The 14,917-nt window shown below is 33.5% G+C and carries 19 protein-coding genes and 1 tRNA gene; 10 read left to right on the top strand and 10 right to left on the bottom strand.

The window, feature by feature from the left end:
* Positions 1-10: 10 nt before the first annotated feature.
* From BLT84_RS00590 to BLT84_RS00580, 3 genes are read right to left on the bottom strand one after another with little or no spacing between them, the layout of a single operon-like run.
* Positions 11-472: a GNAT family N-acetyltransferase gene (locus BLT84_RS00590; protein WP_091262147.1), complete on the bottom strand. Its 462-nt coding sequence runs from the start codon at positions 470-472 to the stop codon at positions 11-13.
* Between the two features lie 4 nt (positions 473-476).
* On the bottom strand, positions 477-767 hold the full coding sequence (locus BLT84_RS00585; protein ID WP_091262145.1) for a GNAT family N-acetyltransferase: 291 nt from the start codon (positions 765-767) through the stop codon (positions 477-479).
* 5 nt (positions 768-772) lie between these two features.
* Positions 773-1,324: a ClpP family protease gene (locus BLT84_RS00580; RefSeq protein ID WP_034888982.1), complete on the bottom strand. Its 552-nt coding sequence runs from the start codon at positions 1,322-1,324 to the stop codon at positions 773-775.
* Positions 1,325-1,362: 38 nt separating this feature from the next.
* On the opposite strand from BLT84_RS00580, the gene BLT84_RS00575 reads away from it, so the two are divergent.
* On the top strand, positions 1,363-1,815 hold the full coding sequence (locus BLT84_RS00575; RefSeq protein ID WP_081891308.1) for a GNAT family N-acetyltransferase: 453 nt from the start codon (positions 1,363-1,365) through the stop codon (positions 1,813-1,815).
* 47 nt (positions 1,816-1,862) lie between these two features.
* Positions 1,863-1,935 (top strand) — tRNA-Gly (locus BLT84_RS00570).
* 130 nt (positions 1,936-2,065) lie between these two features.
* On the opposite strand, the gene BLT84_RS00565 is transcribed toward BLT84_RS00570, so the two are convergent.
* On the bottom strand, positions 2,066-2,980 hold the full coding sequence (locus BLT84_RS00565; RefSeq protein WP_091262143.1) for a glutaminase: 915 nt from the start codon (positions 2,978-2,980) through the stop codon (positions 2,066-2,068).
* Positions 2,981-3,688, bottom strand: coding sequence for a dipeptidase PepE (pepE, locus tag BLT84_RS00560; RefSeq protein ID WP_091262141.1), 708 nt, complete (start codon positions 3,686-3,688; stop codon positions 2,981-2,983). It lies immediately after the preceding gene.
* 105 nt (positions 3,689-3,793) lie between these two features.
* On the opposite strand from pepE, the gene BLT84_RS00555 reads away from it, so the two are divergent.
* From BLT84_RS00555 to BLT84_RS00525, 7 genes are all read left to right on the top strand, one after another.
* The gene (locus tag BLT84_RS00555; protein ID WP_091262139.1) at positions 3,794-4,609 is read left to right on the top strand and encodes a hypothetical protein; all 816 of its coding nucleotides are present in this window, start codon (positions 3,794-3,796) and stop codon (positions 4,607-4,609) included.
* Positions 4,610-4,637: 28 nt separating this feature from the next.
* Positions 4,638-5,438, top strand: coding sequence for a hypothetical protein (locus BLT84_RS00550; RefSeq protein WP_091262137.1), 801 nt, complete (start codon positions 4,638-4,640; stop codon positions 5,436-5,438).
* Positions 5,439-5,472: 34 nt separating this feature from the next.
* A complete protein-coding gene (locus BLT84_RS00545) occupies positions 5,473-6,234 on the top strand; it encodes a hypothetical protein (RefSeq protein ID WP_091262135.1) in 762 nt (253 codons plus the stop codon).
* Between the two features lie 135 nt (positions 6,235-6,369).
* Complete coding sequence (locus BLT84_RS00540; protein WP_034888997.1) at positions 6,370-6,870, top strand: DUF6702 family protein; 501 nt, start codon at positions 6,370-6,372, stop codon at positions 6,868-6,870.
* A gap of 57 nt (positions 6,871-6,927) precedes the next feature.
* Positions 6,928-9,243 (top strand): M1 family metallopeptidase, encoded by a 2,316-nt coding sequence (locus BLT84_RS00535; RefSeq protein ID WP_091262133.1) that lies wholly within the window; start codon positions 6,928-6,930, stop codon positions 9,241-9,243.
* An 82-nt stretch (positions 9,244-9,325) separates the two neighbouring features.
* Entirely contained in the window at positions 9,326-9,607 is a 282-nt protein-coding gene (locus BLT84_RS00530; RefSeq protein WP_034889002.1) for a twin-arginine translocase TatA/TatE family subunit, read from the top strand.
* A 5-nt stretch (positions 9,608-9,612) separates the two neighbouring features.
* Positions 9,613-10,164 (top strand): phosphatase PAP2 family protein, encoded by a 552-nt coding sequence (locus BLT84_RS00525; protein WP_034889004.1) that lies wholly within the window; start codon positions 9,613-9,615, stop codon positions 10,162-10,164.
* Between the two features lie 6 nt (positions 10,165-10,170).
* Here the strand turns inward: BLT84_RS00525 and BLT84_RS00520 are convergent, their stop codons facing one another.
* Complete coding sequence (locus tag BLT84_RS00520) at positions 10,171-10,815, bottom strand: O-methyltransferase (RefSeq protein ID WP_034889006.1); 645 nt, start codon at positions 10,813-10,815, stop codon at positions 10,171-10,173.
* Between the two features lie 126 nt (positions 10,816-10,941).
* Between BLT84_RS00520 and kynU the strand changes: the two genes are divergently transcribed.
* Positions 10,942-12,219, top strand: a complete 1,278-nt coding sequence (gene kynU, locus BLT84_RS00515) for a kynureninase (RefSeq protein ID WP_091262131.1) — start codon at positions 10,942-10,944, stop codon at positions 12,217-12,219.
* A 5-nt stretch (positions 12,220-12,224) separates the two neighbouring features.
* Here the strand turns inward: kynU and BLT84_RS00510 are convergent, their stop codons facing one another.
* The 4 genes from BLT84_RS00510 to BLT84_RS00500 form a co-directional block, all read right to left on the bottom strand.
* The gene (locus BLT84_RS00510; RefSeq protein WP_091262130.1) at positions 12,225-12,908 is read right to left on the bottom strand and encodes a hypothetical protein; all 684 of its coding nucleotides are present in this window, start codon (positions 12,906-12,908) and stop codon (positions 12,225-12,227) included.
* A gap of 38 nt (positions 12,909-12,946) precedes the next feature.
* Complete coding sequence (locus tag BLT84_RS00505; RefSeq protein WP_091262128.1) at positions 12,947-13,705, bottom strand: SDR family oxidoreductase; 759 nt, start codon at positions 13,703-13,705, stop codon at positions 12,947-12,949.
* A gap of 82 nt (positions 13,706-13,787) precedes the next feature.
* Positions 13,788-13,943, bottom strand: a complete 156-nt coding sequence (locus BLT84_RS16035; RefSeq protein ID WP_034889016.1) for a lmo0937 family membrane protein — start codon at positions 13,941-13,943, stop codon at positions 13,788-13,790.
* Between the two features lie 308 nt (positions 13,944-14,251).
* Positions 14,252-14,890: a flavin reductase family protein gene (locus BLT84_RS00500; RefSeq protein ID WP_091262126.1), complete on the bottom strand. Its 639-nt coding sequence runs from the start codon at positions 14,888-14,890 to the stop codon at positions 14,252-14,254.
* Positions 14,891-14,917: the final 27 nt, after the last annotated feature.

Raw genomic sequence — 14,917 nt, 5'->3', positions numbered from 1 at the left:
TAAGGTAGCGCTATAGTTTTTTAAACATTACTATATGTTTACAAACTTCAGGAATCTCAAATTCTTCTCCCTTTATTTGATAATCGTATTTCGCATAGAAACCTACGGCTGTTGTGCGTGCGTTAAACCATAATGTGGGTTCCTCTAAGATTGAACAGATCTTAGATTCACCAGTTTTTAGGAGCTGTGCTCCTATACCTTGTTTTTTGAATGACTCTAAAATAGCCATTCCTCTTAGTTGGTATTGATTGTGAGGAGAAAATAAGGGGTTGCTGTTTTTCATAAAACTTGCAACCCCTATTAGTTTATCTTGAAAAAACGCTCCTAAATGGAATGTATCTAAGGCTTGATCACCTTCAAAACAACATTGTATTACAGGCTTTCCGGGTCTTAGAACTTTTTGTCTTATAACATAAGTTTCTTCGGAAGAGATTTCGTGAATCTCAACGTTTTTATTCAAAGAAATGGTCATTTTTTTAATTGACTCTTACTTCCTGGTATTCTTTATTCTTATCGAATTCTTCTTCTGCAAATGGGCAAACAGGATCTATCATCAGATCATTTTTCTTAGCATAAGAAACACTCTCTTTTACGAGTTTAGTAGCCAATCCTTCGCCTTTTCTTTGTTCTACAGTTTCCGTATGGTCTAAAGCCATTATCCCGTTATTTTGAAGAGAATAGGTAAGCTGAGAGATTATACCATTATCATCTTCAATAAAAAACATTCCTTGACCGTCTGTTTCTTTATGATTGATCTTGTTACTCATAATTATTATTGCTTAAAAATTCCATCAACAATTCCGTAGTCTACAGATTCCTGAGCATCCATCCAGTAATCTCTATTAAAATCTTTTAAAACTTTTTCAATTTTCTGACCGCAATTCTCAGAAAGAATTTGTGCGCTAATATCTCTAATTTTCAAGATCTCTGCAGCCTGAATTTCGATATTAGAAGCCTGACCTCTGGCACCTCCACTTGGTTGGTGTATCATTACTTTAGCTAAAGGTTGAATAAATCTTCTTCCTTTGGTTCCTCCAGAAAGGAGAATGGATCCCATAGAAGCAGCCAGTCCTGAACAAATTGTTGAAATAGGGCTTCTTAAAGATTTCATGGTGTCATACATTGCAAAGCCATCAGTAACGAAACCTCCCGGACTATTTATGAACAGCTGAATTTCTTCATTAGATACTGAATCAAGATATAAAAGATGGTCTATAACGTGTTTAGCCGTTTTCCCATCTACCTGTCCCCAAAGAAAAACTTTTCGTTGCTCTAAAAAATTTGCATCTATAAGGTCTTGAATTTTTCCTGGTTTATTTTTCATAAGTATGTAAAATCAAATTATTATCAATAGCTAAAATTATGACTATTTTCGCAGAAAACGGTAGGATGGAATTGGCATTTAACAAGATTTTAAAGAACCAATTAGATTTGGTGCTCCCATTAATTCAAAAACTAGGTGAATATCAGGTGGATGAAGAAATTCTACGTGCTAGATTTGAAGAAATGTTCGATCAGAATTATGAATGTTTTGGTATCTATTTAGATGAAAAGTTAGTGGGTGTGTTCGGACTTTGGTTTATGACTAGACATTATTGCGGAAAATCTTGTGAAGTAGATCACGTTTATATTAATTCTGAGTTGCAAAATACAGGTATTGGAAAGAAACTTTTCAATTTTATTTTCCATTATGCCAAAGAGCGAGGTTGTGAAACTTCAGAGTTAAACTCTTACGTTCAGAACTTTAGGTCTCATAAATTTTATATGAATCTAGATTATGTGATTAAAGGATATCATTTTTTAAAAAAGCTGTAGATTTTTTTGGAATTTTTAAAGATTTCAGATTATATTTGCAGAGTCTTGCGAAAGTAGCTCAGTTGGTAGAGCGTCAGCCTTCCAAGCTGAATGTCGCCGGTTCGAACCCGGTCTTTCGCTCAAAAGCCTTCCTGTATCAGGAAGGCTTTTTTCATTACTTACTAATAAGATGTAAGATTGATGATGGAAGAGGTGAAGTCTTATAGCATATAAATGCTACAATCTATTGGCTGACTAATTTTATAAGTATCTAAAAAATAGAAAGTCCCGTTAGTGTGGTTAGCTTTTCTAATGCAGCCATCCCTAATTCAGAATTTCCTTTTTCATTTAAAATAGGGCTCCAAACAGCTACAGAATATCTTGAAGGATGTATTGCTATAATTCCGCCTCCAACACCACTTTTACCAGGTAAGCCAACTTCAAAGCTAAATTCTCCTGCTTCATCATAAAAACCACAGGTTTGCATCAAAGCGTTAATTCTTTTATTCTTAGTTTTTGATAAGATCTTTTCATCGGTATCTAATATTCTACCTTTATTTGCAAAGATCATAAAAGCTGTAGCCAGTTCTGCGCATGACATTGCTAAGGAGCATTGATGAAAATAGAAGTCTACAATGGTGTCTACATCATTTTTGATATTTCCTAGAGCTTTCATATAATTTACTAGTGCATAATTTCTGTAACCTGTAGATTTTTCTGAAGCAGCCACCGTGTAATCATAATCTATACTCTCTTTGCCAGTAATCTTTCTTACAAATTGCAAAAGATCTTCTTTTGGATTATCCAAATTAGAGATCAGAATATCTGCAATTACTAGGGCGCCAGAATTAATAAAAGGATTTCTAGGTATCCCGCTTTCGTATTCCAGTTGTGTTAAGGAGTTAAATGGATCTCCAGATGGCTCAACATCTACTCTGTCCCAAAGATCTTCTCCTAGAATATTCATGGCCATAGTTAAGGTAAATACCTTCGAAATACTCTGAATGGAGAATTTCTCGTCACTATCTCCAACACTGTAATGTTGAGAATCTGTTCCATAGAGATGCATACCAAATTTCTTGGGATCTATTTTTGCCAATTCTGGAATGTAAGAGGCTACATTTCCAAAAGCATCGTAATGAGATAGATCCTCTTGAATGGTATTAAGTATTTTCTGAAAGTCCATTTAATTGATATTATTTAAAGTACTGTTAGTTTCTAATTCTATAGGATTTTTTCCTGCCTTAAATATTCTTGCTGTTAGGTTTCCTCGTAGGGTAATGTCATTATTATTTACTTCTAACCAGCTTCCTTCTCTTAAACCAATCACTGGCTGAGTATTAATTTTATGGAACTCTTTGATACGCGTCTCTCTGGTCTCTCCTTTATGGGTAGAATTTGGATCTGGATCTAAATAATGTGGATTCAAATTAAAAGGTACAATACCAAGAGTTTTAAAACTTGGAGGATAGATAATAGGCATATCATTGCTGGTTTGCATAGTAAGGCCTGTAATATTTGTTCCTGCACTTGTTCCTAGATACGGAGTGCCGTTCAAGATTGCCTCTTTTAAAGTTTGCATAACCTTATTACGATAGAGCTTATCTACAAGCATAAAAGTATTACCGCCTCCGGTAAATATTGCTCGAGCATTTTTTATAGCTTCAATTGGATCTTCAAATTCTTGAATGCCTTTCACGCTAAAATGAAGTTCTTTGGTAGCTTCTTTAACTAAAGATGTATATTCATCATGCGATATACCACCAGGCCTGGCGTATGGAATAAAAAGTAATTCTTGAGCATTCTTAAATAACTTGGATAGCTCCGGTAATAGATATGTAAGATATTTCTCGCCATGTAAGGTAGAGGTACTTGCTAAAATAGCATTTCTCATATTATTTTTTTGTAAATTTAAGTATTGTGGTGGTTTAACAAAAGTTTAGGCGATGCTTATTATTTTTATTAGAAATGGATTTGTTTCTTTATTCAAATTAAATTTATGAAAAGAATAGTACTCACTGTAATGGTGATTTTTTTTGGAATTTCTGCCTTTGCACAAGTTGATGATAGAACTGAAGTTAACGGTACCATTCACGTACCTAAGCAAGATGACCCTGAAGGGGTAAGCATTTATAATGTAAGTTCTAATAAAGGAACTATCTCAGATCTCAAAGGAGATTTTAAATTAGAGGTGAGCGCTAAAGATACTATTAGAGTTACCTCCGTTCAATTTGAGGCTTTTACTGTTTTAATAGGGGAAACCGTAGTAGCATCAAAAAATTTAGATATTTATTTAAATGAAGTTATTAACGCATTACCAGAAGTAGTGGTATCTCCTTATGATCTTTCTGGAAATATAAATGTAGACGTACAAAGATTAGAATCAATAGATTACGCCAAAGATCTAAGATCTGTTGATGTTATGAATTCTAATGCAGATGTTGCTTATAGCGCACCTCAAAATAGAGCCCCAAGAAATACAGCAATGCTAATGGGTAATACGAGACTAGTTAATGGCATTAATTTTGTTAACATTTTTAAAGAGTTATTGATCAATAACAAAGAGAAGGAAATTCGTAATCCCTACAGTACTATTCCAAATGCCGAAGTAGATAACGAGATCAGGAAACTTTATAATGATAATTTCTTCCAAGAGAATTTAGATATTCAAATGGAGAACATTAATGATTTTATATATTTTGCTGACGATAATGGCTTAAGTGAACAAATGTTGAAGAAAGGAAATGAGCTAGATCTTATAGATTTCCTTGTAGAGCAAAGTAAAAAATACAAGAAACAACAAGCCAGAAATTAAGATAATTACTGGTTTTAAGATCAGTAATATGAAATATTCTTTTTTAGCATGTATTCTATTCTTTGCAATTACCGCAACTGCACAAGAATCTATTCTTCTTAAGGGGTCTATTGAGGCTCAGGATCTGGAGGGAACTTCTATAAATATTATTAACACCAATCTAAGAACTGGTACTACGAGTTCTAGAAATGGGGATTTTGAAATTCGGGTTAGAGAAGGTGATACCTTATTATTCTCTTCAATTATTTATGAAAACCTGAAAATGGAGATCACTTCTAAGATCTATAATAATGAGTTTTTAAGTGTTTCGCTAAAAGAAGATGTAAATGAACTAGCTACAGTAAATTTAAATAACTATCATCTTACAGGAAATCTTGCTGTAGATAGTGAAGCGATGGAAACTTATAGTTTTCCTGTATTAAGTTGGAAATTTGAAGATGTTAAGAATGCTAGATTTGATTCTGATATTAATGATACTCAATCTAAACCTACCAACATTGCATTGGGAGAGTCTACCCAAGTAGATGGTTCTATCAATATTTTTAATTTGTTGGCTGCTGCTATAGATCTTACAGGAATTGCAGGTAAGTCAGTAGAAACTGTTGCGCCAATGCCTAGAAGTAACCCGAGTGAGATGCGGAAGTTATACGGGGATGTTTTTTTTACTGAAACCCTTCAAATTGATTACGATTATATAAATGATTTTATTTTCTACGCCTATGATAATGGCCTTGGTGCTTTAGTCCAAGAGAATAAGAATGATCTGGAGTTAATAGAGTTTTTTATGCTTCAAAGTAAAAATTACCGAAAGCTAAAAGAGCAAAATTAGATAAAGATTTTTCCCATTACTCTTAACTAACTTTATGTACAAACTATTTTTTCTGATCTTATCATTTTTTTTATTTATAGGTGTTAGTTACGCGCAAAATGATGTGCTTTTAAAAGGTAAGATCAACAACCAGACTTTAGGAGAGATCTCTGTAAATATTATTAATATTACTCAGAAGACAGGTACAATAAATACTGCAAATGGGAGATTTGAGATTTCGGTAATAGAGAATGACACCTTACTTTTTTCTTCTATTCCTTATAAGAGATTAGAGATAAAGATCGATAAAGAAATATTTGATTCCGGATATCTTGAAGTTACTTTACAAGATAATGTAAATGAGCTGGATGCCGTTAATATTAATAATTATCGCTTGTCTGGAAATTTAAGTCAGGACACTAAAGATATCAAGACAATTACAGCCTTTAGTGTAGGTCTTCCAGTTTCTAAGAAACCGCCCTTAACTCAAGCCGAGAGGAGAATTTATTCAGCTACTCATTCTAGTAGTGGATTGCCTGTAGATTATTTAATTAATCTAATTTCTGGCAGATTGAAAGAACTAAAAAAGATAAAAGAAAATCAAGACCTTTCTATTTTAGTGAATAAAACCATAGAAACTTTTCCAATAGAATTCTTTGCGGAGCATCTAAAAATTTCAGAAGATCTCATATATAAATTTATGTATTATGCTGCAGAAGAGCGGAACCTAAAATATGTTGTAGAAACCGGTAATGAACTGGATCTTATTCAGTATTTCGAAAAGATTGCTGAAGATTTTTTACAACTTCAAAAATAATTATTGCAGCTATTTTAAATTATTTACTACTATGATCTACGATATTGAAATATTGCTGGAATACTATTTGAGTTAATATAAATACGAATTAAACTATTTTTGATTTATTAAGTCTAACCTTTACAGCACTTCATTATGAAATATAAAATGTTATTACTTTTCTTAATTGGTCTTTCTTCGTTTAAGGCCAATCATAAATTCTATGTAAGTGTTACAGATGTAAAGTACAATGAAAAGGAAAAGAGCCTTCAGATTATATCTCGAATTTTTGTAGATGATCTGGAAGATCTTCTTCAGAAAAGGTATGATACATCTATTTTGCTTTCTAAGAAAACAGATGACGCTAAAGTATTTGGGTATATAAAGAAATACTTAGAGCAAAAGATAGAAGTTGAAGTAGACGGGAAGAAATATAAGGTGAATTACCTTGGGAAGGAATATGATGATGATACGGCAATTGCTTATCTAGAAGTTTTAAATGTTCCGGAATTTTCGAGTATCAAAATTCAAAATGCTGTTTTAGCGGATCTTTTTCCAGAACAGAAGAACCTAGTCCATGTAGCGTATAAAGGACAAATGAAGAGTATGGTTCTGGCTGATGGAAAATTGGAAGAGGTGTTAAATTTCAACGATTAAAGTGTAAAATTTTTATAATTACCTATTTTTAGCAATCTTAAAATTAATATTTAAATAATGAGAAAAATTAAATCGACCCTTTTGGTTTGTTTTTTGTTTTTGTCTGCTGGTGTATTTGCTCAGGATGAGCAGGCAACTAAGGAGGAAACAGTTCAAGCCGGACACACTAATCAAAACAAATTTAGACAACTGTATCAGGAGTTCTCAACTCCAAATCAATATCGTACAGGGGCAGGTGCTCCGGGAGAAGCCTATTATCAAAATCAGGCAGATTACAAGATGGATATTGAGTTAGATGATAAAAATCAAAAACTGTCAGGGTACGAGACAATTACATATCATAACAATTCTCCAGATGCTTTAGAGTATTTATGGGTGCAATTAGATCAAAATATTAGAACGAAAGATTCTGAGGCTAAGCTTAAAGATGGGAATGGGATTTCTCCGGTAACTCAAAGCAGTACTTTTGTAAATGATTTTATGGAAGAACCTTTTGATGGTGGATTTCATATAGAAGAAGTATCTTCTAAAGACGGGAAGTCATTGCCATATACTATCAATTTTACAATGATGAGAGTAGATCTACCACAGCCTTTAAAAGCTGGCGAGAGTTATTCTTTCAACATAAAATGGTGGTACAACATTAATAATCATGTAACAGATAGAGCTAGATCTGGATACGAGCATTTTCCTGAAGATGGGAACAATGTATATGTAATTGCTCAATTCTTCCCAAGAATGGGGGTTTATAATGATGTAGAAGGATGGCAAAATATGCAATTCTGGGGTAGTGGAGAGTTTGCTCTTCCATTTGGAAGCTATGAAGTGAATATTACGGTTCCTGCAGATCATATTTTAGATGGAACGGGAGAGCTTCAGAATAGAAAAGACGTTTATTCCAGAGAAATGATGAAACGTTATGAGCAGGCGAAAAAATCTTATGATGAGCCAGTAGTTATTGTAACTCAGGAAGAAGCAGAAGCTGCAGAAAAAGGTTTTTCAGATAAAAAGAAAACTTGGAAGTTAAAAGCTGAAATGGTTAGAGATTTTGCTTTTGCTACTTCACGTAAATTCATTGTAGATATGATGAATGTAAAAGTGATGGGTAAAGATGTAATGGCAGAATCTTTATATCCTAAAGAAGGGAATCCGCTATGGGGAGATTATTCTACGAAAGTGGTAGCTAGTACTGTGAAATCTTATTCAGATCATACTTTTCAATATCCATATAGTAAAGCGATATCTGTACATGCAAAAAACCAGGGGATGGAATATCCTATGATCTGTTGGAATTATGGTCGTCCTGAAAAGGATGGAACTTATACAGACCGAGTAAAATTTGGAATGATGAGTGTTATCATTCACGAAGTAGGGCATAACTTTTTCCCAATGATCGTGAATAGTGATGAGCGCCAATGGGGTTGGATGGATGAAGGTATAAATACCTTTATGCAGTATTTAGCAGAACAGGAATTTGCGAAAGAATATCCCCAAGCTATTAGTCCGGAAGAAGTTTATCCTTCTAGAAGAGGAATTCCTTCCAAAATAGTTCCTTATATGAAAGGAGATCAATCTTATATTGCTCCAATCATGTCTAATCCAGAGAATGTTTTTCAATTAGGTAATAACGCTTACGGTAAGCCTGCCACTGCTTTAAATATTTTAAGAGAGACCGTAATGGGTCATGATCTTTTTGATTACTCTTTTAAAACTTATGCAAATAGATGGATGTTTAAACATCCTACTCCAGAAGATTTCTTTAGAACTATGGAAGATGCATCCGGTGTGGATCTAGACTGGTTTTGGAGAGGTTGGTTCTATGGAACAGATAATGTTGATATTGGAATTAAAGAAGTTAAGAAATTTCAGATCACAGATAAAGTTACCAAAGAAGGTAAAGCCTTACTTGAGAGATATAATGTTGAAGATCCTGCAAGTATAGATGCAGTTTATGTTGTTGAAGAAGGAAGTGATGAATATAATGCAGAATCAAAAGGAAAGACTTCTTTAGAGAACGCTCCAAAATTGAATGAGTACTTAATGGATAATTTTACGCCTGAGGAAAGAGCGAAGCTCAAAAATCCTAAGTTTTTCTATCAGGTTACTTTTAACAAACCAGGAGGTTTGGTAATGCCACTTATTGTGGAGTACACCTATGCAGATGGTACTACCAATAATGTGAAATATCCTGCTCAGATCTGGAGAAAGAATGATAAAGAAGTGAGCAAGGCTATTGCATCAGATAAGGAAATCACTAAGATTACAGTAGATCCTAATTTAGAGACTGCAGATGTTAATTTAGACAATAATAGCTGGCCTCAAAATGCCAAAGAAGATAAGTTTCAGAATTTCAAGAAAGAAGCTAGCAACTAATTGAAATTTATTTCTAAAAATTAAGCCGACTTTAACGAGTCGGCTTCTTTTTTAAAATAAATTTGTCATTATCTTTGTTCTTATGATAACACTTCCATTATTTATTAGTGGTGCTGAAATTGGCTTTATAATATTTATATTAGTCATGGTATTTGGCGCCGATAAGATTCCTGAAATAGCCCGCGGATTGGGGAAAGGTATGAGAACTGTTCGAAATGCCACCAATGATATTAAGGGTGAGATTACAAAAAGTGCAGAAAAACAGGGTATAGATTCTAATATCTCGAATGATGTTAGAAATGAGATCAGTAAGGTGAAAGAGGATATTGAAGAAATTACAGGTTCTGTAAGAAGAAGATTGTAGGCGATATGCTGGAGCGTTTAAATGAATGGGACGGAAAATTGTTCGTATTCTTAAACAATTTGGGAGTTGAGCAGTATGATAATTTCTGGATCTTTGTTACCAACATTAAACACTGGATCCCGTTATATATTTTTTTCTTCGTTCTATATTTTATAACCTTTCATTGGAAAAAAGCCCTTCTTAGTTCCACGTTTCTTCTACTTACCTTTTATGTAACTTTTGTTTTTACCAATTTAATTAAGAATTATTCTTCCAGATTAAGGCCAAATAACAATCCGGATCTTTCGGATATTATTAGGATCCTTCAAACCCCAGACAACTATAGTTTTTTCTCCGGACACGCATCTGTATCTTTCGCTGTAACCACATTTTTTGTGCTTAGTTTAAAGAGTAGCTACAAGTGGATCTACCTGTTTTATTTATGGCCATTTATCTTTGTAACCAGTAGAATATATGTTGGAGTTCACTATCCTTCAGATATTATAGTGGGCACTATGATAGGAATTATATTCGGTTTCTTAGGTTTTAAGATCTTTAAAAAAATCAGCAGAAAATAAGATCATCTATTTCTTAACTCTACTTAGGCTTATTCCATCCCTAATAGGTAACAGAATAGTCTCTATTCTCTCATCATTGGCAATCATCTTATTAAACTTTAATAGGGCCTTGGTAGAAATATCATCTTCTCTTACTTTTTCTATAACCTTTCCGCTCCATAGTACATTGTCTGTAAGGATAAGCGCTCCAGGATTAACTTTATCCATTATAAGATCAAAATAAGCTGGGTAGTTAGGCTTGTCTGCATCTAAAAATATAAGATCGAACTTTTGATGGAGTTGAGGTATTATATCTAATGCGCTCCCTAGATGCTGAAAGATCTGAGATGAATATGGAGAACTATCAAAATAACGTCTCTGAAAATCTACTAGCTCCTCATTTACATCGATAGTATGTAACTCTCCTTTATCCTGAATACCTTCAGCCAGGCATAATGCAGAATATCCTGTATAGGTTCCTAATTCCAAAATATTCTGAGGACTATGTATCTTTGAGATCAAGCTAAGTAATCTTCCTTGAAAATGACCACTAAGCATTCTGGGTTGTAAGATCTTTTGATAGGTTTCTCGGGTGAGTTCAGCTAATAATTCTGGTTCTGCCTGCGTATGATCTACTGCGTATTGGTCTAATGCTTCTGGGATAAAATGCATGTATTCTAAATTTTTTGTCAAATTTAAGCATATCTAAAATTCTAATAGATTTTTGAGGATACAAAAGCTTGCATTGTACTTTTTGAACCTAAAATTTAGTGGTATTTTTACGTAAAACTAGTTTCTATGAAATTTGAAAATACCAGAGAATTCGCAAGGTCCTTGGATAGTGAAGATCATTTGGCAGCATATAAAGAAGAGTTTATATTTCCGAAGGTGAATGGAAAAGATGTAATTTACTTTACCGGGAATTCTCTTGGTTTACAGCCAAGATCTGCAAAAAAATATGTAGATGAGATCATGACAGATTGGGCTAATCTTGCTGTAGAAGGACATTTCTATTCAGATAAGCCATGGTGGGATTATCATGAACGTTTTTCTGCAAAGCTTGCAAAGGTGGTTGGAGCATTACCAGAAGAGGTAACAGTTATGAATACTCTTACTGTGAACCTGCACCTTTTAATGGTGTCATTTTACCGTCCGGATAAAAAAAGATATAAGATCATATGTGAGGAGAAAGCTTTTCCAAGCGATCAATACATGATTGCTTCTCAGGTTAAATTTCATGGTTTGAATCCTAAAGATGCTATTGTAGAAATTAAAAAGCGAGAGGGAGAACAAAATTTTAGAACAGAAGATATTCTAGATACCATCAAGGAAGTTGGAGCGGAGTGTGCTTTGGTGTTAATAGGAGGTGTTAATTACTACACAGGCCAGGTTATGGATATGGAGACGATAACCAAAGCTGGTCATGAGGTAGGTGCTAAAGTAGGTTGGGATCTTGCACATGCTGCAGGGAATATTCATTTAGATCTTCATAAATGGGATGTTGATTTTGCAGCCTGGTGTAGTTATAAATATATGAATTCTGGTCCTGGTAATGCGTCTGGATGCTTTATTAACAAGAAATATCACAATTTAAAAGATATACCAAGGTTTGAAGGCTGGTGGGGACATAACAAAGAGAGAAGATTCTTAATGGAACCAGAATTTCAGCCAGAACCCAATGCACACGCATGGCAGATAAGTAATGCCCCAATTCTTGCGTTAGCACCTTATTTAGCTTCTTTAGAAATGTTTGAGAAGGTTGGTATGGAAGCTCTAATTATAAAGCGAGATAAGATCGTAGCTTATTTAGAATTTATTCTTCACGAAATTGATAGAGAAGTAGAGGGTAATTTTGAAATTATTACACCTGCAGATCAGAAAGAAAGAGGCACGCAACTATCTGTATTTCTTCATGGGGAAGGTAAAGAGTTGTTCAATTATTTGATGGAAAATGGAGTGATAACAGATTGGAGAGAGCCAAACGTTATTCGTTTAGCTCCAGCTCCATTTTACTGTTCTTTTGAAGATATGTATGAGTTTGGACAAATCCTTAAAAAAGGAATTGAAACCACCTAATATCCTTATTTTACGCTGATGTCTGTAAAGTAAAGTTGGAAAGATCCATCTTCAGATTTATGCATTTTTGATATTTTAAGATCTTTAAAAGTTTCATAGTCTTCCCAGGTGGTAGCCATTTCTCTACCACCTCCGGCGGCTTTGTAAACCCATTCTTTTATCATAAAGTCATCGTCATAATAAACATCATAAGTATCTCCAGGGGTATAACCACCATCTGCATTGTAGGATACTATAAGTTTATTCATTTTCTCTTTGCTTATAGGTGCAATAGCATTTTTTTCTTCTTTAAAATTAGCGTCAGACCATACTAATTGATATGGAAATAGCAACCAATAGGAATCATTAACAAATTTAGAATCTAATGCTTTATCTTCTTCAGAAAGATTATTACTTACTTTAATGTAAGTAGCGGTAGAATCATTTTCTGTCATAGCTACTTTATTCTGTTTTGGATTCCACGTCCATGCTCTAGAAGATCTTAATGAGTCTCCTACCTTAACGTTAAAAGTAAAGTTGATCTCTTCTACAGAATCAAAATTCTCAAATCCATTAGCATTAGCGATTTTTTCACTTGTCGTTAAATTGTCTTCAATTACAGAGGTTTCTTGGCTGTCTTCAGATTTAGTTTCATTCTTACAGCTCAACAATGTTGCTGTAAAAGCTAGAAGTAATAATGTTTTTTTCATAGGGTTCAATTTTTAATAAATATAACAAATCTAGAAGTTTAAATGGCATTAATGCTCATTCCACCATCTGCAATAATATTTTGACCGGTGATGTAAGAAGATTTCTCCATTGCAAGAAATGAAATGATAGACGCCATTTCTTCTGCCTCTGCAACTCTTTTTAAAGGTGTTCTTTCAATAATTGGCCTCATACGTTCTTCCTCGCCAAGCAAACCTTTGGTAAGTGAAGTTTTAGTGAACCATGGTGAAACAGCATTTACTCTTATACCCATTTCTGCCCATTCTACGGCTAAACTCCTTGTTTGCTGAAGTAATCCTGCCTTTGCCATTGCATAAGGTGTTCCTGTTCCTACATCTTGAGATCCTGCAACAGAACCTATATTTATAACGGTGGCATTCTTAGAATTTATTAGAAATGGTTGCAATAATCTACTTAGTTGAAAGGGAGCATACAAATTGATGTTTAAGACTTTTTGCACCTCCTCTTCAGAATAATCCATTGCTTTTTTTCTAATGTTTACTCCCGCATTATTCACTAATATGTCTAAAGTATTCCAGTTTTCTTCAATCCAATCCTTTAAATGCATTCTATCTTCAGCAATCGAGACATCAGATACTAAACCTGTAGCATTTAGATTTTGAGCTTTTAATTCATTTTCAAATTCTATTATGTCATCTTCATTTCTTGCGGTAAATAAAACTTTAGCACCCAAATTTAAGAATTCAAGCACGGTAGCTCTACCTATTCCTTTAGTTCCGCCAGTTATTAAAGCGGTCTTATCTGTTAAATTCCACATCTCTATAATTTTTATCTAAATTTATTATAATAAAAAAGCCCTAAGATATCTCAAAGGGCTTTTTATAATTTTATTCTGACTGTTACAGTCTTCTTCCAGTAAGTAGTTTATAAACAATTAAAATTACAGCTACTACAAGTAAGATGTGGATAATGCTTCCTAGATCTGGAAAAGCAAAAAATCCTACAAGCCATCCAATTACTAATAAAACTACGATAAGCCAAACTAAATCTCTCATATTATTGGTTTTTAATGCAACTTGCGTTGCTAATTAATGATTCTTAGTTTTTTAATAATAATAACAGCAATCTCTTTAGGATACTATTAATTACTACAGAAAACCTTAAACCTGGTTAGTTAATTTGATACGAATTTATATAATCTGTTAGCTACCCTTATACAATTTAACTAGTGTTTAACTTAAATACTAAATAAAATGACAAAATTCTAGAGCATTATTTAATCTTATGCTTTGTGAATCAATACATTAATATATTGTTCAATAAAACTTGTTGATTTGAATTTGAAGAAAGAATGTGCTTATATTTATTTTTTAATTGATTTAACTTCCTGTTCCGGACGAGCATAATTAAATCGGTCTATAAGTTTAGGTTTGGAATATGCATCTAATCCAGTAATGGCAATGCTATTAGCTTTTTCCAGATCTAACCAACCGTCTTCTAGAATTATATTCTCCTTTAAATAAAGATGTTCTATACTACCCAAGACAAGGATGGTGTCATTTTCCTTAATAACATATTCATTTAAATACCTGCAGCCCAATTGTATAATTGAATTCTGAACAAACGGTGCTTCAAAACCATCTCGATACTCTTGCGTTAAGTTTGATTTATCAAATTCAGAGATAGTATCATCATATTTGGCTGCGGTGTGATGAGCTTGTTTAATAAAATCTTCTGAAATACTATTAATTGAAAAAATTCCGGTATCTTTTATATTGGTATAGGTATTTCTGGAAACCGTGGTTGGTCTAAATAAAATCGAAAGAATGGGAGGGTTGCTCCCAATGTGACTAACAGAGTTAAACACAGCTACATTTTCTATTCCTGCTACAGATTTTGTAGCTATAAGATTTGCAGATTTGTATCCTGTACAGCTATTAATAAGGTTTCCTCTAAACAACTTATCCAGCTTTATTAATTCTTGCTGATTGTAATATGTCATAATTAAAAAAAGGTCAGTATAAAACTG

The organism is Gillisia sp. Hel1_33_143 (genome assembly GCF_900104765.1).
Taxonomy (GTDB): domain Bacteria; phylum Bacteroidota; class Bacteroidia; order Flavobacteriales; family Flavobacteriaceae; genus Gillisia.
Note: the sequence above shows the minus strand (reverse complement) of the source record. Positions and strands in the feature narration are given on the sequence as shown.

What these genes read in the sequence shown, in the direction of transcription:
- BLT84_RS00590 (WP_091262147.1), bottom strand. Translation starts at nt 472, where the DNA reads ATGACCATTTCTTTGAATAAAAACGTTGAGATTCACGAAATCTCTTCC.
- BLT84_RS00585 (WP_091262145.1), bottom strand. Translation starts at nt 767, where the DNA reads ATGAGTAACAAGATCAATCATAAAGAAACAGACGGTCAAGGAATGTTT.
- BLT84_RS00580 (WP_034888982.1), bottom strand. Translation starts at nt 1,324, where the DNA reads ATGAAAAATAAACCAGGAAAAATTCAAGACCTTATAGATGCAAATTTT.
- BLT84_RS00575 (WP_081891308.1), top strand. Translation starts at nt 1,363, where the DNA reads ATGACTATTTTCGCAGAAAACGGTAGGATGGAATTGGCATTTAACAAG.
- BLT84_RS00565 (WP_091262143.1), bottom strand. Translation starts at nt 2,980, where the DNA reads ATGGACTTTCAGAAAATACTTAATACCATTCAAGAGGATCTATCTCAT.
- pepE (WP_091262141.1), bottom strand. Translation starts at nt 3,688, where the DNA reads ATGAGAAATGCTATTTTAGCAAGTACCTCTACCTTACATGGCGAGAAA.
- BLT84_RS00555 (WP_091262139.1), top strand. Translation starts at nt 3,794, where the DNA reads ATGAAAAGAATAGTACTCACTGTAATGGTGATTTTTTTTGGAATTTCT.
- BLT84_RS00550 (WP_091262137.1), top strand. Translation starts at nt 4,638, where the DNA reads ATGAAATATTCTTTTTTAGCATGTATTCTATTCTTTGCAATTACCGCA.
- BLT84_RS00545 (WP_091262135.1), top strand. Translation starts at nt 5,473, where the DNA reads ATGTACAAACTATTTTTTCTGATCTTATCATTTTTTTTATTTATAGGT.
- BLT84_RS00540 (WP_034888997.1), top strand. Translation starts at nt 6,370, where the DNA reads ATGAAATATAAAATGTTATTACTTTTCTTAATTGGTCTTTCTTCGTTT.
- BLT84_RS00535 (WP_091262133.1), top strand. Translation starts at nt 6,928, where the DNA reads ATGAGAAAAATTAAATCGACCCTTTTGGTTTGTTTTTTGTTTTTGTCT.
- BLT84_RS00530 (WP_034889002.1), top strand. Translation starts at nt 9,326, where the DNA reads ATGATAACACTTCCATTATTTATTAGTGGTGCTGAAATTGGCTTTATA.
- BLT84_RS00525 (WP_034889004.1), top strand. Translation starts at nt 9,613, where the DNA reads ATGCTGGAGCGTTTAAATGAATGGGACGGAAAATTGTTCGTATTCTTA.
- BLT84_RS00520 (WP_034889006.1), bottom strand. Translation starts at nt 10,815, where the DNA reads ATGCATTTTATCCCAGAAGCATTAGACCAATACGCAGTAGATCATACG.
- kynU (WP_091262131.1), top strand. Translation starts at nt 10,942, where the DNA reads ATGAAATTTGAAAATACCAGAGAATTCGCAAGGTCCTTGGATAGTGAA.
- BLT84_RS00510 (WP_091262130.1), bottom strand. Translation starts at nt 12,908, where the DNA reads ATGAAAAAAACATTATTACTTCTAGCTTTTACAGCAACATTGTTGAGC.
- BLT84_RS00505 (WP_091262128.1), bottom strand. Translation starts at nt 13,705, where the DNA reads ATGTGGAATTTAACAGATAAGACCGCTTTAATAACTGGCGGAACTAAA.
- BLT84_RS16035 (WP_034889016.1), bottom strand. Translation starts at nt 13,943, where the DNA reads ATGAGAGATTTAGTTTGGCTTATCGTAGTTTTATTAGTAATTGGATGG.
- BLT84_RS00500 (WP_091262126.1), bottom strand. Translation starts at nt 14,890, where the DNA reads ATGACATATTACAATCAGCAAGAATTAATAAAGCTGGATAAGTTGTTT.